The sequence below is a fragment of the Mitsuokella sp. AF21-1AC genome (assembly GCF_003458855.1).
Classification (GTDB): Bacteria; Bacillota; Negativicutes; order Selenomonadales; family Selenomonadaceae; genus Mitsuokella.
Genome location: NZ_QRVW01000008.1, coordinates 71017 through 94720, shown reverse-complemented (window position 1 = coordinate 94720; position 23704 = coordinate 71017). Strand labels below are relative to the sequence as shown.

The following is a 23704-nucleotide window of genomic DNA, read 5'->3' as shown; positions in this document are numbered from 1 at the left end:
TCCCTCAAGCTCGCGACTTCAGTCGCGGGTAGTTGACTTGTGCTGGTATTTCTTCATCTTGCGCCACAGCGTCGTGCGATGGATCCCGAGCCGCTTAGCTGCGCGGCTGTAGTTGTAGCCTTCTTCCTGCAGCACGCGGTACATCGTCTCCTCCTCCACGCTCTGGAGGACGTGGCCGTTCTCCTCCTCATGCTCCGCCGCTTCCGTCAGCTGCGCAGCAGGCACGGCCTGGCTGCTCCGGTGGAACGGCCGAATCTCGACATCATCCTCGCAGGCCGCCTGGATATCCGCCCGGTCGATTTCCGTGCCGTCCGTCAGCAGCATGATGCGCTCAATCATATTCGCAAGCTGGCGGATATTGCCCGGCCAGGGCAGCTGCTGCAGGAAATCCGCCGCTGCATCCGTCAGAACCGTCAGCTGCGGGTTGAGCTTCTGCATCTTCTTCATCATCGAGCGCGCGAGCAGCGGGATATCCTCGCGCCGCTCCGCCAGCGTCGGCATGTGGATGCGCAGGATATTCAGACGGTAATACAGGTCCTGCCGGAACTCGCCCTTTGCCACCATATCGGCAAGATTCTGGTTCGTCGCCGCGATGACACGCACATCGACAGGGATGATGCTCTCGCTGCCCAGCGGCATGACCTCGCGCTCCTGCAGGACACGAAGCAGTCGCGACTGCAGCGAAATCGGCATCTCGCCGATCTCGTCGAGGAAAAGCGTGCCGCCATGCGCCATCTCAAACACACCCTGGCGGCCGCCCTTGCGCGCCCCGGTAAACGCACCATCCACGTAACCGAACAATTCGGATTCCAGCAGATTCTCCGGCAGAGCCGCGCAGTTGACGGCGACAAACGGCCCCGACGCGCGCTGGCTCATGTTGTGGATGCCCTGCACGAGCATCTCCTTGCCGGTGCCCGACTCACCCGTTATCAAGATCGTGGAATCCGTCAGGGCATAGCGTGCGGCCTTGTTCTTCATATTCTGGCAGGCCCGGGAACGGCCAATCACATCCTCCATGCGGTACTTGGCCGTCAGGCCCTTCGCCATGAGCTTCTTGCGGATGCTCTGTTCGAGACGCTGGACCTCGGATACCTGCTGCAGCGTATAGATCGTAAAGCCGGAACTGCCATTCTGAATGGGTGAAATCTTGACCAGCATCTGCTTGCCATAGACATCCGCCATGATTTCGCCGGCCGTATGGAGCTGCCGGCCCGTCAGACTGCTGCAGAATTCCGCGAGCGGCTTGCCCATGACCTCATAGCGGACGCGGTGAAAGATCAGCTCGGCCTCCGGATTGAAGAGGATGATCTTACCCTCGCCGTCCACGGCCACGATGCCATCCTGCGATTTGTTGATGACGGAACTCAGCATGCGCGACTTGACTTCGTCCTGCTGCACGACACGGGAAATGAGCACGGCTTCCTGCAGGGCCTGCAGGATGGCCTGTTTGCCCGACTCAATCACCTTGGCCTTCAGGCCGTATTTCTTGGCCACACGCACCGAAACGGCGTCGCCGACCAGGACATCCACCCCCTGCCGGATGGCTTCCTGGATCTTTGCTTCGGCTTCCTCTTCCCCGCGGATCACGAACTCAATGAAATGCATGTCGAGAATCTTCTCGATCTCCTCACAGCCGTAGACCATGTTGTCAAACCCGGAAATGCCGATTTTATGCACGGAGCCGCGTTCCGATACCTGGAGGACCGCCTGCATCACATCCATGACCGAAACCTGGATGCGCACGACGGGCAGATCCGCCGCCGAAGTCAGCAGCCGTGCCGTGCCGCCGCGGCTCACGATCACCTTGATGGCATCGCCCGTATTCTTTTCCAACAATTTCCTGGCGTCCTCCAAGTCGGCTTCCACCACTCGGAACAGCTTCTTCTGCTTGGGGAACTGCTCCGCAATGACGAGCTCAATATCCTCCGCCAGTTTCCGGAACGGAGCCACGATCAAGATAGGTGCCTGCATAAAATACCTCCAAAAACGGGTACAGAGCAGCAAAGATCTGTACCCGTACGCCTGCTATTTTCCTGTCAAAGCCCGATGCTGTAGCGGTTGACCCACTCCGAATGCTCCTTCGCATAGGCGCGCAGGACCTCCAGCCCCTGATAAGCCGGGCTGTCTGCGACAATCATGCGGTAAGCGCCGTCGAGCGTGCTTTCAAGCTCCTGCCAGCCATCCTGCGGCGTCCAGCGTTCCGCACGCACCGTGCGCTCCGTGCCCTGCGGCAGATTGACGGCCTTCTTCATGAAGACGATCTGCGATACATTGCCGTTGGCGTCCTTCGTCTCCGCCCACTGCCAGACAATCATATTCGATCCCTTCATGCGCATCGTCGTCGTATCGGCCGTCACATGCGTCGTGACACCGTCCACCGAAGTATTCTCCCACAGCGTGATCCAGCGGTCCGCGGCGCTGCTGCGCGCCACCTCGCCCTGACCGAAGACACTGTCGACAATGGCCGTATAGAACGATTCATCGAACTGCTGGCTCGTGATCTCCTTGACGCGGCCATCCGTCTTGGACCAGATGACCTTGCCCTGCAGATCGTAGAAATCCTCTTTCCGATACTGCACGGTACGGTTCTGCGGATTGATTACGACCTCCGCCAGACTGTACGAGAGCTGCGCGGGATCCGGGATCAGCGCACTCAGGCCATAATTCTCAATCGTCTCCTGAGCCCCTTCATAACTGTACGTCGTCTTGGTCCAAGCAGCGATCTCCGTCGGCACGGTACCGTGACTCGTCGCGGCACTGTGCGTGACCACGACGGAAGACGGGTCAAAATACTTGCTGTACTTGCTGTCGGAATTCAGCCAGTACCAGCCATCGGCACTTGCCGTCCCCATCGGTACGACAAAAAGAGCGGTCAGCAGCAGGAATGCGGCTGCCATGCGGAAAATCTTGAACATAGAGACACCTCATTTCACGCAAAACATCACGAACACACTGTTACCTTTCTTTCTATTCTACCTGTTTCCGTAAGATTCGGCAAGAATCCTCACATTTCATGCGGCAAACGTACATCCGGCAGGATGCCCAAAAGCGCCGCAATCGCCACCCCGTAATTCGTCATCGGGACCCCCTGTGCCCGGCAGGCGGACACGCGGCTCAGGACATACTGGCGGTTGAACATGCAGGCACCGCAGTGGATGACAAGATCATACGGCGCGAGATCCTGCGGGAAATCGCGGCCCGATACGATCCGTATGTCCAGGGCATCGCCAAAACGCCTGCGCAGCAGGCGCGGCAGTTTTACGCGGCCAATATCCTCCTGCAAGGGCTTGTGCGTGCAGGCCTCCGCGATGAGGATGCGGGCATCTCCCGGCAGCTGCAGCAGCGCCTCAGCCCCCTGCACAAAGAAATCGATGTCCCCCTTGTACGCGGCGAACAGCACCGAAAATGACGTCAAAGGCGTCCCCTCCGGCAGCGTATCATGCACGATGCGAAACGCCTGCGAATCCGTGATGACGAGATCCGGCGCCTCGCGCAAGGCAGCCAGCATCGCCGGCAGGCGGTCCGTCGTGCAGCTCGACACGAGGCACTTCCTGTCGAGGAGCTCCCGCAGCGTCTGGACCTGCGGCAGGATCAGTCTCCCCTTCGGCGCCTGGATATCCTGCGGCATCACGAGCAGCACATGACGGCCTTCCGCCACGACGCCGCCCGTGATCGTGCGCTCCCGGTAATCCTCGGGCAGCGCACGCATGATCTCTTCGCGCAGCAGCTCCAGCCCCTGACGCTCCGTGGCACTGACGCGCAGGACCGGCTGTCCGGTTTTCGCCTCGATGCGCCGTGCCAGCCTCTCACCTGCCTCGCCGCGCTCATCCATGCGGCTCAGCACCGCAAGGGCCGGAATCTCCCGCTGGCGAAAATGTGCCAGCCAGCGAAGCTCCTGCTCCATATCCTCATCCGTAAACAGCACGAGCGCGATATCCGTCGCCTTGGCCGCCTGCCGCGTCTTGTCCACGCGCAGCTCGCCCAGGGTCCCCTCATCATCGAAGCCGGCCGTATCAACAAAGACCACCGGCCCGATGCCATGGATCTCCATCGATTTATACACGGGATCCGTCGTCGTGCCCGGCACCGCGGAAACCGTCGCCACCTGCTGTCCCGTCAGGGCATTGACGAGCGACGACTTGCCGCTATTGCGGCGGCCGAACAAACCGATATGCAGCCGCATCGCGCGCGGCGTATCATTGAGACTCACATTGCATCCCTCCTGTCCATGACATCACCTTACCACATATGCTACAATAATACCAGATTAAATCATCATAAACACGAATGATTCGGAGGCATATCATGAACGATTATACCAGTTTCGAAGTCGGGCAGAAATTTCCTCTGCCCATCAGGACACAGGCCGATGGCGGCATGTTTCAGCTTGACGCCAACGGCGCCATGTTCATCCTGCAGCTCTCCCACACGGACGTCATCGCGCGCGAAGCCTTCCGCACGGGCAAGATGGAATTCGCCCTGTACGAGCAAGACGGTGTGCTCTTCCTGCTCTACCAGATCGACGGCATCTTCAAGAAAGGCTGGGGCGACGCGCCGCTCTCCTTCGGCGCCCTGAAGCCCGAGCTCCTGCCCAAGGCCGAGAGTCTAAAAGACGGCATCCTGCACCTCTACCTCGTCGATACCAGCCTGCAGATCCTGCTCGCCCAGCGAGACGTCAAGCTCAATGACAAATTCCTCGCCGTCCTTCAAAAGCACATCACCCGCCACGAACAGCACCCGCTCTCCCAGGAAACCTTCATCAAAAAAGTCCAGCGGATCTGGGCAGACAAGACATCAGACGCCATGCGCCAGGATGCCTGTGCCGTCCAGGAAGTCCCGCTGGACATTCCCCATGCACCGAACAAAAAAGATTTACATTGAGGTACTCAAAGATGCTCTCCAATCTCGTAGAGAGCATCTTCTATTATCATGACATCGTAAATGCCGCGGCTGATGTAATATGTCACCACGAGATCCCCGGGACGCGCAGCCGAAAACGCGTATCCCGCGCGCTCCATAAACTCCATGGCCTCCGGCAGCGTCAGTTCCAAAGCCAGTGCCAGCCGGATGACCGTGCCCCGGCTCGGCTGGTAATGCGGCTTCGTACAGATAGCCGAGAAAAGCTTGCGGTCCATGCCCGCCGCCCGATAGATCTCGGGATTCGTGCGTCCCGAACGGTTCAGATAGCGAAACAGCAGCGACCGAAAATCCTCCCGTGGCTTCAACAGCTCCTCAGCAAGCTCCGGCGGCAGGTCCCGATACGATGGCACCTTGCGTCGTTCCGCCACCATAATAAGCTTAGGGCTTTCCGTTGCCTTTCGCGGCTTGCTGTTATTGGCCTCTGCATCATCCTCTTCCCAAGGCATGACTACATCCATGAAATGTGAGAATCGCTTTCTCAAGCTGTTCATCGGCGAATCCGGCGCAGGCGCTTCCATTACGGAAGAAGGCGAACCCTTACCAGGCTTCTGCTCGGCTTCACACATAAGGTCAGAAAGGTCCGATCCATTTTTTCCCCGTAACGCCTTTTGCTTCTGAACTTTGCGCTTCCAATGGCGATAACAACACACCATGCCGATGATTACCGCCAATACGCCCAAAAGGATCAGGCAGCCCCACCAGGAAAGCCCCAGCTCCAGGAAAATTTCTTTTTCTTCAATTAACACATGTACATCGTTCGGCAAACGACCACTCCACTTTCACATCGGCTTCCAGCTGGATCAGCTGCGGCACATAACTGCCCTCCGCGCCTTCGTGCTTCGGCTTCTCGCCGTCCTCACATCGACGTTCATCCACCACAACCTTATCATCCTCCCAGGGCATGATCATATCCATCACACCCTCGAAGCGCGTAAAACTGTGATGATCCGCCACATAGCGCGGCAGCTCCAGCTTCTGCGTCCTGTTGTATTCCACGTTGACGATCTCGCCGAGCTTCGTCCCGAGCCCCTCGGCCAGCTGACCGGCTTTGCGGCGCGCATCGGCAGCAGCCAGCCCCAGCAGATTCGCCTGCTCGATTGTCTCATCGCGCAGACGATACCGGATCCGGTACGGCATCTCCTCCACGCTCGCCGTGAGCTTCAGCAAAATCTGCTCCAGAAGCCCGCGGTTCAGCTCAAAGACGAGCTTCGCCTCACAATAGCACGAGTAGCCCTTCATCTTATAACGGAAAAAACCATGCTCCATCGCTTTGCCCGTCTCGAACGCCAGCATCTGCAGCGCCGTCCGCGGCAAACCGAAATCAAGCACCATCTGCTCCAGCTGCGAGAACCGGGCCTTGACGTCCTGCTGCGCCTTCGCAAACGACTTGTCCGTCTGCTGCAGGAAAAAGACAATCTCCACCTCATCCGGCATCAGCATCACCTTGCCATGCCCGACAACCTTCAACGTATGTTCTTGTTTCATTTCTCCAAATCCCATAAAAATCCCTCCCGTGTTGAACTAAAATCAGTCTATCACAGGAGGGATTCCTCATGGTCGCTCAGGAAACGACAACATGCAATGACCCCCATGAACTGGAAGCTCCAATCCATGGGGGTCATATCATAACAACGGGAAAACGATATTGCAGCGAACAATCCCGTCACAGCAATAAATCGTTTTTATTCATGAACGGCCTGACCATCAACGGTAACCTCAGCTGCTACATGTTCATGAGCGGCCGGAGAATCCGTCTTGACCACAACATCGGGGATGACAGCCTTGGCGTTCTGATTCTGCGCTGCTTCATCCTGCTTGTTCTGTGCTTCCAGACCAGCCTGCTGCGTCGGCTCGAAGCTCTTGACCGTTTCCTTGATAAGGTCCTGCTTCTCCTCAGCAGTTGCCTGCGTTTCCTGAATGGCATCTGCATAGCCCTTGAACTGTGCAGCCTTCTCCTCAGCCGTCATATTGCTGTTGCTGAGCTTCTCAGCCTGCTGTTTGGCAGCGGCAACGGTCTGGTCCGGATCATCGGCCAGAGCCTTCGTCATATCCTGCTTGCCCTGCTCGATATTCTTCTCAATATCGACAGCCGGCTTCGGATCCGGCGTCACAATTGGCTTATCCGCAGGTTTCGTCTCAATGATTTTCTTGCCCGGCGCAAACAACGTATTATTGGCATCATAAACGACATCCTTGCCGATATTGACATCTGCACCATTGCCCTTAAGGCTGTCATCCGTCATCTCGACTTTAGAACCTGTGCCAAAGAACACCTTCAGATTCGAGCTCTTGGCAGAAGACTGGCCATCTATCGTCACCGTATTGCCTACAGCCATGACACCATTCTCACCATTGAGATTCGTGTCCTTGATATGGACGTCCATGCCAGAAGTTGCCGTATTAACATAAGCACCATCATCCGAATCCGTATACGTCTGACGTGCAGAAACAAGGACAAATCCTTCTTCACCCGTAGCCGTCAATTCGGATTGATCCACGGTAACGTTGCCTGCACTCAGCTCAATAAGTCCCTGATTCATGAGCTTCGTATCGAGGACTTTCATGATATTATCCTTATCAGCCGTCCACGTATCCGAATCGCCGTCAATACGCTTATAGTAGTTCATCGCATTGAGAGAAATATCCTGATCATTCGTCGTGCTAAGAGTCGATTTCTGGACCGTTATATTCTTGCCAAAGCCAATGACATTGCCCTGTGCCTGGAGATTGACGTCCGTCATACTGAGATTGCCCGTGCCATCGACTTCACTGACTACATAGCCCTTGTCATCTGTACCAGCCAGCTTTATATCTTTACCGGCGGCAAGGCGAACAACACCATTTGCTGCATACTCCTTATCACCTGGCGTACCGACCGTAATATTATTTTTGGTCAAATCAACATTGGCCCCAAAGAACGTTACATCTCCTGCTGACTTAATGGTCGAACCACTTACTGAGATATTTGTTGCATCCGTTCCCGTAATGGCATTGCCCTCATTCGTATAATTCTGGCCAGCTGTAACCTCAAGGTCTCTTGCCGTCAGGTTGGAATTCGTCACATCAACCTTGCCACCGATAAGAGCCATAGCTTCAGACGTATTCATAGTCGTATCGTTTACCGAAACGGCATTGGCAGCCGAATTATTGGTCAGTTCCACATCGTCATCTTGCGATTTAAACTGCTTGCCGCCGATAAGGAAGATCCCCTCCTTCGCCTTCACGTCCTTGACGCCATCGAACGCAACGCTAGAGCCCTGTACGAGAATATCAGCACCGGATTCCATGCTGCCGCCCGTCACCTTGACCGTGTTGAACGAATCCGTCGTCATCGTATCATCGCCAAGGCTTCGGAAGGCTTCAATGTCGATGTTATTCGCTTTATCATTTGTTTCCGCAGCCGTTCTCAGGTTCGTATTCGTTAATTCGACAGAGCCACCCCAAAGGGCAATATTCTCATTCGATGTCAGATTAGAGTCCTTGATACTTAAAAGTGTTGTATCGGTGTTCGCTGCATTCTTTACATCGCCTTTGACATCATCGAGGATAACGCCCTTACCATTCAACGCAGCAATCCTCATATACGGCATGACCGTGCCTTCTACAACCTGATCCGTCGTCTTTGAAAGCGTCAGATTTGACTGATCCACTGTGGTTTTCCCGCCAACCAGCCCCATGTAATTCGCTGTAAGATCTGCACCATTCACGGATAACGTATTGCTCCCATCGATATCCAATACGCCGTTTTCATCATCATTTTCAATTTTTTGATAACCAAGATGATTTGCTGCAATGATGTCGAGAGCTGTGCTGTTCTTATCCGTCTCCGAAGTAAGATTAATTTTCGTTCCATCAACAGAAACATCATGACCAATGAAATAAACATCCGAAGAAGGATTTTTGATGTCAAACGTCGCTTTCCCCAACGCAAGAGTATTGCCGCGGCCTGTAGAAATATCCGTTGCTCCATCTATCGAACTGCCCTTTTCAAAGGTTGCCTGGTTGGCAGCAGCAATCGACATCGTTATAGAATCGGCTTTTGCACTGCTTACCGTAACATTATCTGCAATCTGGATATGACCGCCCAGCATATTCAGTGCATTCTCGACATTGATTGTCGCATCGCTCCGAATCTCAATGCCCTTTGACGCATCCGTACCCGTAAGGCTCAAATCATTACCATTCAAGAAGCCTTTCAGCATCTCATCACTTGCATTCAGCGTCGATAAAACGAGAGAGCTGGTATCGATATGTGCATTCTGACCAATCAAAATGCCGTTAGGATTGATAAGCCAGAGATTGCCATTACCCGTACTCGACAACGTACCAAGAATCTGTGACATCTCTTCACCTGTAACATGGTTAATAAGCGTGCCTGGATTCGAAAAAGCATACTTTAAAGATTCACCATTCGCAATATTGAATGCATTCCAGTCAATAAGGCCCGAGCCATTCACATTGATGGTACCACCAGATGCTATTGTGCCATCCGTAATGCCCGTAATATTACCCATTTTGACGTCGCCGCCCGTCGGCATGGCAAAGACACTCTGCGACAGAGCCAGGCAGATGGCTGCCGTCAGAAAGGCTTTTCTTGATTTATGGTTGAAACTCCACTTCATATTGCTCAATCCCCCTTAGAACTGTTTCGTCAGGCTGACCTGCCATGGACGATGGGCATGGCTCTGGTAGCTGTCGAGGTCGTCATAAATCTTGGCATAGCTCAGCGTGCCAAACCAGCCATTGTCCTTATCGTAGTAATTGTAGCCGAGGCCATAGCTGGCAAGATTCTCGCTCGTGAGCTCACCGTTATAACTGTTGTTGTTGACGAGACGGCCGAAGTCGTTGAAGATTACGAAACGCTGATGTTTTGCAAATTCCGGCGTGTAAATCTCGAAACTGCCGACATAACCCTTATCAGCACTTGCCACACGCTCCTTGAAGCCGCGGATGCTCGTCATGCCGCCTGCACCGATCTGCTCCGTCGTCACGACATTGTCCTTTGTGTACTGGCCGTTCATGCGCAGGCCGAAGATCCAGTCGGACGGAATGCGGCACTGATAATTGAAGCTGGCCTTGAGCAGGTTGAACTGCTTATCACTGCCATAACGGTATTCATTAAACTTCTCCTGATTGCCGTTGATGTTGCCCGTATAGCCAAGACTCCAGGCAAAGAAATCATGGTCGCGGCGAATGATATCGACGTAGGAAGCCGAAGCCGTCGTAACCTCAAAGTCCACGCCGTCATGCAGGAGGTTCTGGCCAGCATAACGATAGTCCTGGGCATTGTTGTAATGCTTGTAATCCAGTCCAACATCCATGAAATTCTTGCGGGCCTGCGTATATTTGAAATTATGCTGGTAATGTGCACCGAGCGTATGGCCGCGGCCCGTCGCACTGATGCCGAGTCCGCCGAAGTTGGCAATCTGGCCGAGGTCAACATCAGAATAGCTGTACGTGAAATACGCACTGTCGCCATGCTGTGGCAGGAGAGCGCGGTAAACAACAGCAGCCTGCTTGACATCGTCCCAATGACCCGGCGACGTAACGTAAGCAACACCGAGGTTATCGGCACGGCCCGTCAGGTTGTTGTTCGTATAAGACGTGCTCATGCGCCAGTCGCCCGTATAATCATCACCGGAATTGTTGACGTTGACAGCCACATGCTCCGCTTTGTTCTCCTTGACGGAAACCACCAGATGATAACGGCCATCTGCCTGGCGCTGGAAATCCGCATCAAGTTTGGCTGCGTTCGTGTCATTGACCAGCTGCAACTCTCTCGACAGCTCCGACACATCGATTTGCGATTCCTTGAGCGATGGAACCATGCGACGGATCATGCCCTCGCTCCAATGCTGATTCCCCTCAATCGTCACGGAGGAAACCTCCATCACAGGAGCAGCCGAAGTCCCCGTTGGCGCAAGCACTCCAGAAACAGTAGCCATCCCCAAGCCGGCAGCGACAGCCAGCATTGCCACTTTCTTTTGATTCATGCAAAACATCCTCTCTCAGAATTTCCCATTCGCATCAAAAACAAAACTTTTTCAAATACATTAAGGTTTGTTTATGATTTGATTAATGGTTGCTAAACTTAAGTTTACTATAAATGTCCCCCCCCCCCCGCAAGACATTTTGCTTATTTATTCCGACAAAAGAACATTTGTATGAAAAAATCCGCTGCATAAACAGCGGATTTGAAAATACTTACTTATGTTTTTTCTTATCATTGAGCAGCCATGATTTCTTTTGGATACTTCATGATGGCCTTTAAATATGAAGATGCCGTCGCATCTATCTTTCGTCTGCCCTGTTCCCAGTTTCTCAGTGTTGCAAGCGGAATACCAAAAGCAGCAGAAAATTCCTGTTGCGACATATGTAAGCTCTCACGTACATTCTTGGGATTTACACGATAAACAATTGTTTTTTTCACTCCTTTTACCGGCATTCCCTTCGCATCGTTCAACGCTTCCTGCAATCCCTCCAAGATTTCCGATGCTTCCATTGACATATTTTTATTCATGGTACTCACCATCCTTCTGACGGAAAACAGCCTTTAACTGCTCCGTTACCTTCGTAAAAATCTTTTTCTCGTCTTCAGATAAATTTACTTGCACATTTTTAGGATATGCATACAGCAAATAGATAGGGTAGTGTTCATTGTACACATAATAGATGATGCGAACGCCACCTCGCTTTCCATGCCCGGATCCTTGCCAACGAACTTTCCTTATACCACCTGTTCCGGGGATGATATCACCGGCTTCGGGATTCAGCCCAATAAAAGTCTTAAATTCCATCTGAGTTGAACTATCCCAAACACGTTGGACGGCTCGTTGATATGGTTGAGTTTCTACAATGACTTGCGGTATTATTTCTTTTTTCATACGTTTATTATACGCCAATGACGTACTATTGACAAGAAAAATATTCAATGATAAAAAGCTTCATTCCTCTGGCAGACGATCAAACCGCCCGCAAATTGAAATAGGCGATTTCCGGCGGGCAACCGATGCGGCAGGGGAACCAGCTGCCGTTGCCACAGTGGACGTAGCCATAGGACTCGCCTTTCTGTACCATGCCCCGCGTGTACTTGAACACGGGGAACAGCGGCAGGCCGAGGATGCCGAACTGGCCGCCGTGAGTGTGGCCGGAGAGCGTCAGGGCGATCGCGCGTTCGGCGGCGAGGTCGATGAAGTCGGGGTGATGCGCGAGGAGCACGGTCGGTGCGCCTGTTGGCAGTTTTTCCAGGGCTTCTTCCATGTATTCTTTGCTGAGGTCCGCGAAGTGCGGCCGGTCCATCGGGTAGTCGACGCCGGCGAGAAAGATGCTGCGGCCGGGGATCTGGCGGCATTCGTTGACGAGGACCTGCACGCGCGTGTGCGCGAGGTCTTCGAGGATGGCTGTCACGCCGCGGAAGTGCTCGTGGTTGCCGAGGCAGTACCAAATGCCGTCGGGAAATGCATCGATGTAGCGTTCGAGCAGTCTGGCGGCCTGATGGTTCTGTGCGTTGTCGTCAAAGAGGTCGCCGGTGATGGCCAGAAGGTTGGGCTTCGCGGCAGCCGCACGCTGCAGGAGCGTTTCAAGGTCAGCCACAGAAAAGAAGGCGCCCAGATGGATGTCGCTGAGCTGTGCGATGCGGTAGCCGTCTTCGGCCAGGTGATGCACGGGAATGTCGTAGGAGCGTTCAACCAGGGAATCGCGCTCGACGAAGCTGCCGTAGAGGCTCAGTCCCGCCGCGGCAGCGGGATAGACGGCGGCTTTGCTGAGCAGCCGGCGCCGGCTCTCGTCGACGGGCACGGCCATCATGCGGCGCCACAGGCAGCGGACAAGGACGGCCAGCATCACGAAGACACTGCCGATGAGCTGTGCGAGAACGAATGCGACGATGAGCTCGAGCAAGAAGGCATTGCCGCTTATCTGATGGTAGCGCGCCACATGGAGCACGAACCAGGCAATCGCGATGATATCGAATGCCAGGACAGCCAGGCGGGCATAGAGGAGTTTCCTGCCCGTCAGCAGGTAGCGCATCGGCCAGATCAGGAAAAAGAACAACACCGCCAGAAACGTTATGACAATCAATGTGAGCCAGGTCAAACCAATCACCTCAAAACACCTTGCTTCGAAGGAATCTCCAGCATGTGCGGAAAATCCATAAGCAATACACGGGAATCCTGCTCCGCTTTTTTCTGGCATCGTACGGAAAAACTTCGCTTTGAAAACAGGATATAATTCTTTTTAGCCGCAGGGAACAGCTCACTGCGATAATAAAGCAAATCGAGAATATCCACATCAAGTGGTTCATTGCGCCACTTGCATTCACCGAATAACATCTCGCGTTCTGCATTTTGTGCCAGGATGTCCAGCTCGGTCTGCTGCCGCCGGCGCGGGTCCGTCCCCCACCAGCGCCCAACTTCATCAAAAAGCAGGGGCAGGCGTCCCGCCGCATTCTCCCGCCAAAGCCATTGCAGACAGATGGTTTCAAAAACCTGCCCCATGAAATCCGGCAGGTACGGTTCGATGCGTCGGAAGGCAAGATCTCCCATCCCGTTCTGAATCTGAGAGTAATGCTGCGGAACAAACCGATACCAGAAGCGGAACATATTGTCCTGGATGCGATAAAGACTCTTACGCGAACGAGGTTCCCCCAGCGGATGCTCTTTCTGGATGATGCCGAGATCCATGAGATTCTTGAGGAACGCAGCACAGGCACTGACTTCCAGGCCAGTCTTCATCGCAATCTGGCTAATCTTCGTACTGCCGTTGGCAACGGCCTGGATTATGGCATTATACGTCGCTGGCTCTCGGACTTCCTGCTTCAATAAATTGGACGGTTCCTCAAAAAGGTAGGACATAGGGTTGAGGAAATTCTCCTTGATATTCTCCTCAATACTCCAGTCACCATGCATTTGCTGCAGGTAAAGCGGAATCCCGCCCGTGATCCCGTAGAGCACGGCCAGCTTTTCCGGTTCGACGGCAGGGAAAAAGTCCTGTGTCTCAAAAATCGTGAACGGCTGCAGTTTAATCTGGGCCGTCCTGCGTCCAAAGAGCGGACTTTGGTGTCCAAGCACCTGCTTTTCCATAAAACTCATCGACGAACCACAGAGGATCAGCTTGATGTCCATCTGCTTCCAGACATGATCGATCTGGACCTGGAGCAGCGATGAAATCCCCGGATAAGACTTGGCAAGATACGGATATTCATCGATGACCAAGATCAGTTTCTCCTGGCGTGCCCGTGAAGTGATGGCATCCAGCGCATCCTGGAAGCTCGCAAAAACCGGAGCCTTGCCATCACCCCCCTGGGCATCATAGATGCATTGACTCAGGTTCTCAAGATTTTCCTGCATGGTCGTTTCCATGCCCGTGAAGAAAACCGCGTTCTTTCCCTTGATGAAATGACGTATCAAAGCCGTCTTTCCGACACGTCGCCGCCCGTAGATAATGAAGCATTCATACCCTTGCCGCTGATACCGGCTCTGCATGGCCGCCAGTTCCTTTTTGCGTCCGACAAACATGTACTCCCCCCTCTCTGACAGAACAGTATCGATTGAACTGATTTAGTAATTTACAATTTAGTAAATTATATCTTATTAAATTATACCTTATGAATCATATGTCCATCAACGTATTCTTAACGTATTCGTTTCAAAAAGGCAAAAAAATAGACCGGTGATCCGGTCCGTGAAAATTCTCAGCCGTATTCAGGCTAAACCACGAAGATGAGCTGCTTCCGCCTGCCGTTCCCGGTAATACCAGCGGATGGATTTGCCAATCGCACAGCGTACTGCATCGAGTTCGCCGCGCTGGGCCAGTTTCTTGAGCTGAATGACATCAAAGCCACTGACCGACAAGTAACTTGCAGAAAGGAATCCACCTCGTTTCAATAACTTGCGATAACTCGCACTGTCACGACGATCCATTTCAATGTTCTTGATTGCCATGATAATCCCCCCATGGTTTTGGTCTTCTTTACAAGCCATCCTCGAGCAATTAAATTATACCACAAAATTGTAAGCTATTCCACCATATGTCCATCTTATATTTTCATTTATTTTTGACATGAACTACGATATAATATACGTATCTGTTATTCATGTGTATTATTGTCTCGCATATTCGTATAAAGGAGGCTTCCCATGCTGACCGCACAAACAAAGGAATATCCGCTCGACAAGGAATTGCAGGAGCGGATTGACCTCGTGCTGGAATCTCACAACTACGACCCCACGCAGATTGTCGGGATCCTGCTCGAGGTGCAGGACCTGAATGAACGCCATTACGTTCCCGAGCCGACGGCTTACTACATTGCCAACCGGCTGGACATGCGCGTCACGAATGTTTTCGACTGCCTGAAGTTCTACAGTGAACTTTCCCCCGTCCCCCGCGCCAAGTATCCAATCCAGGTCTGCTGCTCGCCGGCCTGCCGCGTCAATGTCATTGACTCGCACCGCCTGATCGAGACGCTGCAGAATCTTTTGGACATCAAGCTCGGCGAAACGACGTATGATGGCCGCTTCACACTGGAGAAGGTCACCTGCATCGGCGCCTGCGACCGCGCACCGGCCGTGCGCATCAACGGCCACGTGTACGATCATCTCGATACGAAAGATAAGATCGAACAGCTGCTGCGTTCGCTGCCTTGAGGAGGAGGAAGATCATGACTGAACCTGTACATTTCCTGACCAAGAATTTTGGCCGTTACGATACTTCCTCGATTGGCTCGTATATGAGCATCGGCGGCTTTGAAGCACTGCGCAAAGCCGTCAACACTGACCCGAAGGAGATCACAAATCTCATTTCATCGGTGAAGGTGCGTGGCCGCGGCGGCGCCGAGTACGAGCTCGGGCGCAAGTGGAGCCAGGCGCGTGCCGTGGTCGGCGAGCGCAAGGTCGTCATCTGCAACGCCGATGAGGGCGAGACGACGACGTTCAAGGACAGAGAGCTCATCGAGCACGATCCCTTCAACCTCATCGAGGCCATGATCATTGCGGGCTACGTCGTCGGTGCTACTGACGGCTACATCTACATGCGCGCCGAGTACGCCTGCTTCCGTCCGCTGCTGCTGAATGCCATCCGCCAGGCGAAGAATTACGGCTTTCTCGGCACGAACATCCTGGGCAAGGGCTTCGATTTCAACATCCACCTCTATTCCGGCGCCGGCGCCTATGTCTGCGGCGAGGGCACGGCTCTCATCCGCTCCATCGAGGGCAAGGCAGGCCGCCCGCGCATGAAGCCGCCTTTCATCAAGGTCAGCGGCGTGTTTGCGCGCCCGACCTGCCTCAACAATGTCGAGAGCCTTTCAATCGTACCGCATCTGCTCATGGATACGGAGGGCTTCTATGCTTCATGCGGCCAGGGCGATTCCATCGGCACGAAGATGATCAGCGTGGCCGGCAATGTCAATCATCCGGGAGCCTTCGAGATTCCGTTTGGCATGACGGTGCGCGAAATCATCTACGGACTGGCCGGCGGCGTTCAGCGCGACCGCGCCATCCGCCTGATCCAGTTCGGCGGGGCTTCCGGAAAGGTCGCCGATGCCTCCATTCTCGACACGCCGTATACGTATGAGGATTTGCGCGCGGCCGGCGTCATGGTCGGGTCCGGTGCGTTGCTCGTCATCGACGAGCGCACGAGCGTGCTCGATTTCCTGCGCATGAACCAGGAGTTTTTCTCCGAGGAGAGCTGCGGCCAGTGCACGCCGTGCCGCGAGGGCAATCTGCACATCAAGATCATCCTCGACAAGATGGCGGCGGGCACGGCTACGCCCACGGATATCGCCATCATGGCAAAGATTGCCCGCGTCATGAGCATGTCGTCGCTCTGCGGCCTCGGTGAGACGGCACAGAATACCCTGCGCTCTGCCATGCGGGTATTCCCGGAAGTTTTTGAAGTGGGAGGACCAGTAGCATGAGCAATGAACAACAACAGCAGAATGAAATTCCCATGGTCCATCTGACCATCAACAATATCCCCCTCGAAGTGCCCAAGGGCACGAAGATCATGCAGGCTGCGCAGAAACTCGGCATCGACATCCCGCATCTCTGCTATCACGAGGACCAGCGCATCAAGGCCCACTGCCGCCTGTGCTCCGTCGAGGTCGTCGGCAAGCGCCGCCTGCTCGCGGCCTGCTCGACGGAGGTCTGGGAAGGCATGGAGGTCCACACCGATACGCAGATTGTGCGCGACACGCAGGTGTCCCTGCTCCAGCTCATGCTGGCCAACCATCACAAGGACTGCCTGTCCTGTCCGCGCAACCAGAACTGCGATCTGCAGCGCCTCTGCAGCCGCTTCAACATCCAGCATTCATCGCTGCCCTCCGTCTACAAGGAGCAGCCGCGCATCGTGACGAATCCGGCCATTGTGCGTGACCCGTCGAAATGCATCCGCTGCGGCCGCTGCATCCGCGCCTGCAAGGATGTCCAGGGCATCGCGGCGCTCACGTACGCCGGCCGCAGCAGCGACATCGTCGTGACGACGGCCTACAACAAGCCGATGGAACAGACGGACTGCATCCTCTGCGGCCAGTGCAGCCTCGTCTGCCCGACGGGCGCCATCGTCGAGAAGGACGATACGGAGAAGGTGCTCGACGCGCTGCAGGATCCCAAGAAACACGTCATCGTGCAGGTCGCGCCGTCGGTGCGCGTCGCGCTCGGCGATGCGTTTGGCATGGAGCCCGGTGCCATCGTGACGGGCCAGATGGTCACGGCGCTGCGCCTGCTCGGTTTCGACAAGGTCTTCGATACGAATTTCGGCGCGGACCTCACGATCATGGAGGAAGGCGCGGAATTCATGGACCGCCTGCAGAACGGCGGGGTCCTGCCGATGCTGACCTCCTGCAGCCCGGGCTGGGTCAATTACGTCGAAAAGCATTTCGGCGACTGCATCCCGCATCTTTCCTCGGCGAAGTCCCCGATGAGCATGTTCGGTGCCATTGCCAAGACGTATTATCCGCAGCAGGCCGGCATCGATGTGCACGACATCGTCACGGTTTCCATCATGCCCTGCACAGCCAAGAAGTACGAGGCCGCGCGCAGGGAGATGGGCCGCGACGGCATGCAGGATGTCGATATCGTGCTGACAACGCGCGAGCTCATCAAGCTCATCAAGTACGTCGGCCTCTCCTTCGACCATCTGCCGGAGACGGATTTCGACAGCCCGCTCGGCACGGCTTCGGGCGCCGGCGCGATATTCGGCACGACGGGCGGCGTCATGGAAGCGGCGCTGCGCACGGTCTGCGAAAAGATGACAGGCAAGACGCTCGAGCGCCTGGATTTCGACGATGTCCGCGGCGTCAAGGGCATCAAGGAATGTACGCTCGATATCGGCGGCCGCAAGATCCGCGTCGCCGTGGCCCATACGCTGCGCAATGCGCGCATCCTCATGGAGCAGGTGCAGAACGGCACCTCCCCCTATGATTTCATCGAGGTCATGGCCTGCCCCGGCGGCTGCATCGGCGGCGGCGGACAGCCGATTGGCACGACGAATGCCGTGCGCCGCAAGCGCATGGCCGCGCTCTACGAGATTGACCGCAAGCTCCCGATCCGCAAGTCGCATGAGAACCCCGTCATCCAGGTCCTCTACCGCGATTTCCTCGGCGAACCGCTCAAGGGCAAGGCGCATGAACTGCTGCATACGACGTATCAGCGCGTGAAAAAAGAATATGAGTTCTGACATGAACGCATGAAGAAAGGGCTCTCAGACGAGGGCCCTTTTTTCATACATCCGTATCATCCTGTTGTTCGTAAGCCAGCAAATCATCAAGCAGGCCCTGCAGGGCTCGGCGCGCGATGAAGACCGGGCAGTCCGGCGAACAGACCTCGCAGTGGCCGCAGCATGCCTCGACGGCCGCCAGCGCTTCTTTCACCTTATCGCTTTGCAGCATGGATATCGCTCCTTCCTGTCAATTTTTCCTGCCTTGATTATAGCGCATCACGCGCGAAATGACATCCATCATAAGTTCTCGGCATGGTGCTGCCAGAACTTGACAAGGCAACAGGCCGGTGGTATCCTTAAAGCAATATTGAAAAACCGTTGAGGCGAAGATAACGTCAGTCATGCGCGCACAGAGAGTCCGGGATTGCTGGGAGCCGGATGGCAGACAAGCTGGCAAATGGATCGCTGAGGGCGCACTGAACCGCTTTTGCGCAGTAGGCTGCGACGTACGGCACGCGTGAGTGGCCGGGAGCATGTTTGTGCTCCAGCAAGTGCACGGCTCGTCCGTGAAGCAGGGTGGCACCGCGAAGATTTCGTCCCTGACAGTATAGCTTGTACTGTCAGGGACTTTTGTTTTCCTGACAGCCGAAAGACAGAAAGGAAGCTTTATCATGGAAAACGAAGCAAAGAAAATCATCCTCTCGGGCATCCAGCCCACAGGCGTCTTCACGCTCGGCAACTACCTCGGCGCCGTGCGCAGCTGGAAGCAGATGCAGGAGGATTACAACTGCTATTACTTCATCGCCGACCTCCATTCCCTGACGATTCACATCGAGCCGCAGAAGCGTCGCCAGCAGACGCGCGAGGCCTTTGCCCTGCTGCTCGCCTGCGGCATCGATCCCGAGAAGAGCCTCGTCTTCGTGCAGAGCCACAACAAATGCCATGCCGAGATGGGCTGGATCATGGACTGCTGCTCACAGTTCGGCGAACTCTCACGCATGACGCAGTTCAAGGATAAATCGGCCAAGCATCCGGACAATATCAATGCCGGCCTCTTCACGTATCCGGCCCTGATGGCCGGCGACATCCTGCTCTACCAGGCCGATTACGTGCCGGTCGGCGCCGATCAGACGCAGCACCTCGAGTTCACGCGCGATGTCGCGACGCGCTTCAACCACGCCTACGGCGAGACGTTCAAGCTGCCCGAGGGCTATTTCCCGAAGGCAGGTGCGCGCGTCATGAGCCTGCAGGATCCGACGAGCAAGATGAGCAAGTCCGATACGAACCCCAAGGCCACGATCTCCATCCTAGACGACGAGAAGACCATCCTCAAGAAGTTCAAGAGCGCCGTCACGGACAGCGAGGCCTGCGTGCGCTTTGACCCGGAGGCAAAACCTGGCGTCAGCAACCTCATGACCATCTACTCGGCCGTCACGGGCAAGACGATGGCAGAAATCGAAGCCGAATTTGCCGGCAAGGGCTACGGCGATTTCAAGACGGTTGTTGGCCAGGCCGTTGCCGACGAGCTGCGTCCGATCCGTGAGAACTTTGCCCGCCTCATGCAGGACCGCGCCTACCTCGATGAAGAGATGAAGAAAGGCGCAGAGCGCGCTACGTACATCGCCAGCAAGACGCTGACGAAGGTCAAGAAACGCGTCGGCCTGTTGCTCGAGAAATAAAAGATACCGTCATCCTGTTGACGACAAAAGCCTGCCGCTGGTGCGACAGGCTTTTTTGTGTCTGAAGATGATTTACTGGCTGCGCGCTCAGTAGCGTGCAAACATTGCGCGAATCTCCTCGTGCTTGTGTGTCTGCAGAAGTGCCAGCTGCAGAAGCACGCGGGCCTTCTGCGGGTTCAGCGTATCACTCGGGATAAAGGCGAAGTCCTCGTATACTTCCTCCGCGTATACGACGCGTCCCGCTGCGCCGCGCGTGCTGCGCACGACGAGGACGCCCTGACCGACGGCCTTGGTAAGTTCCTGCACAACCGGCCAGGGAATGCTGCCGTTACCCATGCCCGCATAGACGATACCTTTAACACCGGCCTCGCAGGCGGCCTTGACGAGAAAGCCGTCATCGTCGGCATGCCCGTACAGGATGGCCACCTTCGGCAGTTTCGTCTGCCTCGTGACCGCAAATTCGCTGTCCACCGTATGCGCACGCAGCGGGATGTGATAAAAGACGGGCTGACCGTCCTGCACGGTGCCGAGAGCGCCCGTTTCCGGCGACTGGAAGGTATCGAGCGCCGTCGTGTGCATCTTCGTCACCTCGCGCGCACCGTCTATGCGCCCGTTCAGGACCACCAGCACGCCGCAGCCGCAGGCCTCGGGATCAGCTGCCACCAGCACGGCCTGCAGGAGGTTCATCGGACCGTCGGCGCTCAGCGCCGTGGCAGGGCGCATGGCTCCCGTCAGCACGACCGGCTTGTCGCTGTGAACCGTCAGATGCAGGAAATACGCCGTCTCCTCGAGCGTGTCCGTGCCGTGCGTGATGACGACGCCGTCCACATCATCCCGCTGCAGCAGTTCCTGCGTGCGCACGGCCAGATGCAGCCAGATTTCCGAAGTCATGTCCTTGCTGTCAATCGCGGCGATGGTTTCGCCTGAAACTTCCGCCACGTCACGAAGCTCCGGTACGGCCGCCAGCAGTTCCTCCACGCCGATGGCACCGGCCTGATACCCCGTCGTGGCCGTCTCCGAAGCAGCCTGTCCGGCAATCGTACCACCTGTGGCAAGAATATGGATGTGTTTTTTCTTCATACTTCAGCCCTCCTGCGGATCGAGATTGTCTACTCTTCATGGACACATTGTACCATAATCTCCCGATAAACACAAAAAAGAGGCCCCGCAGGACCTCTTCTTCAACAGGGGATGCGTTACACTTCCTCTGCAACTTCTTTTTTGTCTTCCTTGCTCATGCGGCTGGCAAGATAGTTGGCTGCAAGCGAGCCGGAGATGTTGTGCCATACGCTGAAGATGGCACCCGGGATAGCGGCGGCTGCACCGAAATGCATCATGGCCAGCGACGTGGCCAGGCCGGAATTCTGCATGCCGACCTCGATGGAGATGGCTTTCGACTTGGCGAGATTCATGTGCAGGGCCTTCGCTACGCCAAAGCCCAGGGCATAGCCGAGCAGATTGTGGAGCATGACGACGAGCATGATGAGCGCGCCCGTTTCCATGATGCGCTGCGAGCTGACCGAGACGACACCACCGACGATCAGGACGATGGCGACAACCGAGATGAGCGGCAGGAGCTTGACGAACTTCTGCACGAAATTGCCGAACAGCGTGTTGACGAGGATACCGCCGACAATCGGCACGATGACGACCTGCACGATCGACAGCATCATGGCCGAGAGGGAGATATCCACCCAGGCACCGGCGAGCCACCACGTCAGGAGCGGCGTAACGACTGGTGCGAGAATGGTCGTCGTCATCGTCATCGAGACGGACAGGGCGACATCGCCGCGTGCCAGATACGTCATGACGTTCGAGGACGTGCCGCCCGGGCAGGTGCCGACGAGAATGACGCCGGCTGCGAGTTCCGGCGGCAGGTTGAAGCCCTTGGCGAGCAGCCAGGCAAGGCCCGGCATAATCGTGAACTGTGCCAGGGCACCGACGAGGACATCCTTCGGGCGCTGGAACACCAGGCGGAAATCACGCAGCCGCAGCGTCGTGCCCATGCCGAACATGACGATGCCCAGGAGGATCGTGATCTTCGGTGCGGCCCACTTGAACGTCCAGGGCTGGAACAGGGAAATCGCGGCGACCAGAATGACAAAGACCGCCATGTACTTGGATATGAATGCGCTGAGTTTCTCTAAAAACCTCATAATGACAAACCCCTTTCCCATGAGATTGTATACAATATTACAACCAGATGAAGGTGTTGTCAATGGATTTGCGAAACTTATTTTGCATTTGTCCTCTTAAAAAGGATAGCAGCTACCATTTGAGCCGATCAAAAAGAAGATGATATAATAGAGAAAACGCAACAACAGGAGGAATTGACATGGAAGATATGCAGGCATTCAACATGCCCCAGGAAGAGGACAGTGATCTCTTCCTGACGACCTTCGGACACTCTGTTACAGGCCCCGGCCATAAGTACGGGCCGGCCGTGCGCTCCTATCACCTGATTCACTTCATCCTCGCGGGCAGGGGAACATTCCAGGCCAACCAGCATACATACCATTTGCACGCGGGACAGGGATTCCTGATTGAACCGGATTACCAGACGACCTATCAGAGTGATGAGCAGGAACCCTGGACGTACATATGGGTCGCCTTCAGCGGCAGCCGGGCTCCTCAGATCATCGCCTCTCTGGGACTCAGCCAAGCCGGACCGATCTACGCCTGCACCGAGGAGCAGGGCGCAAAACTCGCCGCCTATGTGCAGGACATGCTCGCGCACAACAGCTTCACGCTGTCCGGCCGCTATTACCGCCTCGGCCTGCTGATGCAGTTCCTCTCCGTGCTCGCCGAGGCACAGCGCGACCTGCTGCCGCCCGCCGACAACAACACCTACATTTCCCACATGACAAACTTCATCCGCACCCATCTCGAGGAGCCGTTCACCGTGCAGGATCTCGCAGACTACATGAACCTCAACCGCAGCTATGTGACGACGCTCTTCAAGCGCTACCTGTACTGCTCACCCCACGAGTACATCCAGAACTGCCGCCTCACCAAGGCGGAACATCTGCTGCAGACCACGACCTTCTCCGTCGAATCGATTGCCTGTTCGTGCGGCTATGCCAAGAGCGATTCCTTCCAGCGCGCCTTCCTGCGCAAGGCCGGCATGACGCCTACCGCCTACCGCCGGCAGCAGCAGAGTCCCTACCTGCAGGCTACGGATATCAAGTCAATAAAAAAATCCTGACACATCGTCAGGACTTTTTTATCGAAAGCGCCGTAACCCCCCGCCCTTTAGGGCTGGGGATATAAGGCGCGTCCGCCGAATTTGCGTAAGCAATTGAAGGCGGACAACTTTTTCCTTCTTAATCATTGTATTAACTACAAAAGTATAGTATAATACAAATATGAACAGAGTATATCATTCGAACCGTAACATCGTATATTCCTGTAAATATCATATTGTATTCTGTCCTAAGTATCGTCGAAAAGTA

22 protein-coding genes are annotated in these 23704 nt (G+C 55.3%); 7 read left to right on the top strand and 15 right to left on the bottom strand.

All coding sequences use genetic code 11. The features are described 5' to 3' along the window. Nucleotides 1-18: 18 nt before the first annotated feature. The 3 genes from DWX75_RS04615 to hydF form a co-directional block, all read right to left on the bottom strand. Complete coding sequence (locus DWX75_RS04615) at nt 19-1971, bottom strand: sigma 54-interacting transcriptional regulator (protein WP_118015161.1); 1953 nt, start codon at nt 1969-1971, stop codon at nt 19-21. Between the two features lie 65 nt (nt 1972-2036). Further along, on the bottom strand, nt 2037-2915 hold the full coding sequence (locus DWX75_RS04610) for a hypothetical protein (RefSeq protein ID WP_233519472.1): 879 nt from the start codon (nt 2913-2915) through the stop codon (nt 2037-2039). An 89-nt stretch (nt 2916-3004) separates the two neighbouring features. Continuing rightward, on the bottom strand, nt 3005-4210 hold the full coding sequence (gene hydF / locus DWX75_RS04605; RefSeq protein WP_233519471.1) for a [FeFe] hydrogenase H-cluster maturation GTPase HydF: 1206 nt from the start codon (nt 4208-4210) through the stop codon (nt 3005-3007). A gap of 95 nt (nt 4211-4305) precedes the next feature. Here hydF and DWX75_RS04600 point away from each other — a divergent pair, with 95 nt between their 5' ends. Next, nucleotides 4306-4881 carry a hypothetical protein gene (locus DWX75_RS04600; protein WP_118015160.1) on the top strand — a complete coding sequence of 192 codons (576 nt, stop codon included), beginning with the start codon at nt 4306-4308 and terminating at the stop codon, nt 4879-4881. Nucleotides 4882-4886: 5 nt separating this feature from the next. On the opposite strand, the gene DWX75_RS04595 is transcribed toward DWX75_RS04600, so the two are convergent. The 9 genes from DWX75_RS04595 to DWX75_RS04555 form a co-directional block, all read right to left on the bottom strand. Next, complete coding sequence (locus DWX75_RS04595) at nt 4887-5684, bottom strand: hypothetical protein (protein WP_147671528.1); 798 nt, start codon at nt 5682-5684, stop codon at nt 4887-4889. Beyond that, complete coding sequence (locus DWX75_RS04590; RefSeq protein WP_118015158.1) at nt 5656-6420, bottom strand: SIMPL domain-containing protein; 765 nt, start codon at nt 6418-6420, stop codon at nt 5656-5658. Before DWX75_RS04590 ends, DWX75_RS04595 begins: the two co-directional genes overlap by 29 nt. A 182-nt stretch (nt 6421-6602) precedes the next feature. After that, nucleotides 6603-9542 (bottom strand): filamentous hemagglutinin N-terminal domain-containing protein, encoded by a 2940-nt coding sequence (locus DWX75_RS04585; protein WP_118015157.1) that lies wholly within the window; start codon nt 9540-9542, stop codon nt 6603-6605. A 15-nt stretch (nt 9543-9557) separates the two neighbouring features. Further along, nucleotides 9558-10913, bottom strand: a complete 1356-nt coding sequence (locus DWX75_RS04580; protein ID WP_233519470.1) for a ShlB/FhaC/HecB family hemolysin secretion/activation protein — start codon at nt 10911-10913, stop codon at nt 9558-9560. Between the two features lie 230 nt (nt 10914-11143). Beyond that, nucleotides 11144-11440, bottom strand: coding sequence for a DNA-binding transcriptional regulator (locus tag DWX75_RS04575; protein ID WP_118015155.1), 297 nt, complete (start codon nt 11438-11440; stop codon nt 11144-11146). After that, on the bottom strand, nt 11433-11852 hold the full coding sequence (locus tag DWX75_RS04570; protein ID WP_118015154.1) for a type II toxin-antitoxin system RelE/ParE family toxin: 420 nt from the start codon (nt 11850-11852) through the stop codon (nt 11433-11435). Before DWX75_RS04570 ends, DWX75_RS04575 begins: the two co-directional genes overlap by 8 nt. A gap of 31 nt (nt 11853-11883) precedes the next feature. Beyond that, nucleotides 11884-13023, bottom strand: a complete 1140-nt coding sequence (locus DWX75_RS04565; protein WP_233519469.1) for a metallophosphoesterase — start codon at nt 13021-13023, stop codon at nt 11884-11886. Beyond that, nucleotides 13020-14435, bottom strand: a complete 1416-nt coding sequence (locus tag DWX75_RS04560; protein WP_118015168.1) for an ATP-binding protein — start codon at nt 14433-14435, stop codon at nt 13020-13022. Before DWX75_RS04560 ends, DWX75_RS04565 begins: the two co-directional genes overlap by 4 nt. 186 nt (nt 14436-14621) lie before the next feature. Beyond that, on the bottom strand, nt 14622-14861 hold the full coding sequence (locus DWX75_RS04555; protein WP_118015152.1) for a hypothetical protein: 240 nt from the start codon (nt 14859-14861) through the stop codon (nt 14622-14624). A gap of 195 nt (nt 14862-15056) precedes the next feature. On the opposite strand from DWX75_RS04555, the gene DWX75_RS04550 reads away from it, so the two are divergent. From DWX75_RS04550 to DWX75_RS04540, 3 genes are read left to right on the top strand one after another with little or no spacing between them, the layout of a single operon-like run. Next, nucleotides 15057-15563 (top strand): NAD(P)H-dependent oxidoreductase subunit E, encoded by a 507-nt coding sequence (locus DWX75_RS04550; protein WP_118015151.1) that lies wholly within the window; start codon nt 15057-15059, stop codon nt 15561-15563. 14 nt (nt 15564-15577) lie between these two features. Beyond that, nucleotides 15578-16831, top strand: a complete 1254-nt coding sequence (locus tag DWX75_RS04545) for an NADH-quinone oxidoreductase subunit F (protein WP_118015150.1) — start codon at nt 15578-15580, stop codon at nt 16829-16831. Then, the gene (locus DWX75_RS04540; protein WP_233519468.1) at nt 16828-18591 is read left to right on the top strand and encodes an NADH-dependent [FeFe] hydrogenase, group A6; all 1764 of its coding nucleotides are present in this window, start codon (nt 16828-16830) and stop codon (nt 18589-18591) included. Before DWX75_RS04545 ends, DWX75_RS04540 begins: the two co-directional genes overlap by 4 nt. A 43-nt stretch (nt 18592-18634) precedes the next feature. Here the strand turns inward: DWX75_RS04540 and DWX75_RS12105 are convergent, their stop codons facing one another. Beyond that, nucleotides 18635-18802 (bottom strand): hypothetical protein, encoded by a 168-nt coding sequence (locus DWX75_RS12105; RefSeq protein ID WP_199497519.1) that lies wholly within the window; start codon nt 18800-18802, stop codon nt 18635-18637. 442 nt (nt 18803-19244) lie between these two features. On the opposite strand from DWX75_RS12105, the gene trpS reads away from it, so the two are divergent. Further along, on the top strand, nt 19245-20252 hold the full coding sequence (gene trpS / locus DWX75_RS04530) for a tryptophan--tRNA ligase (protein WP_199497518.1): 1008 nt from the start codon (nt 19245-19247) through the stop codon (nt 20250-20252). Between the two features lie 87 nt (nt 20253-20339). Here the strand turns inward: trpS and DWX75_RS04525 are convergent, their stop codons facing one another. Both DWX75_RS04525 and DWX75_RS04520 read right to left on the bottom strand, forming a co-directional pair. Further along, nucleotides 20340-21332 (bottom strand): asparaginase, encoded by a 993-nt coding sequence (locus DWX75_RS04525; RefSeq protein WP_118015148.1) that lies wholly within the window; start codon nt 21330-21332, stop codon nt 20340-20342. A gap of 116 nt (nt 21333-21448) precedes the next feature. Next, nucleotides 21449-22408 (bottom strand): bile acid:sodium symporter family protein, encoded by a 960-nt coding sequence (locus tag DWX75_RS04520; RefSeq protein ID WP_118015147.1) that lies wholly within the window; start codon nt 22406-22408, stop codon nt 21449-21451. A 179-nt stretch (nt 22409-22587) separates the two neighbouring features. Between DWX75_RS04520 and DWX75_RS04515 the strand changes: the two genes are divergently transcribed. Further along, nucleotides 22588-23457 (top strand): AraC family transcriptional regulator, encoded by an 870-nt coding sequence (locus tag DWX75_RS04515; protein ID WP_118015146.1) that lies wholly within the window; start codon nt 22588-22590, stop codon nt 23455-23457. A gap of 160 nt (nt 23458-23617) precedes the next feature. Beyond that, nucleotides 23618-23704, top strand: an 87-nt coding sequence (locus DWX75_RS04510; protein WP_199497520.1) for a transposase, incomplete at its 3' end; no start/stop codon positions are given.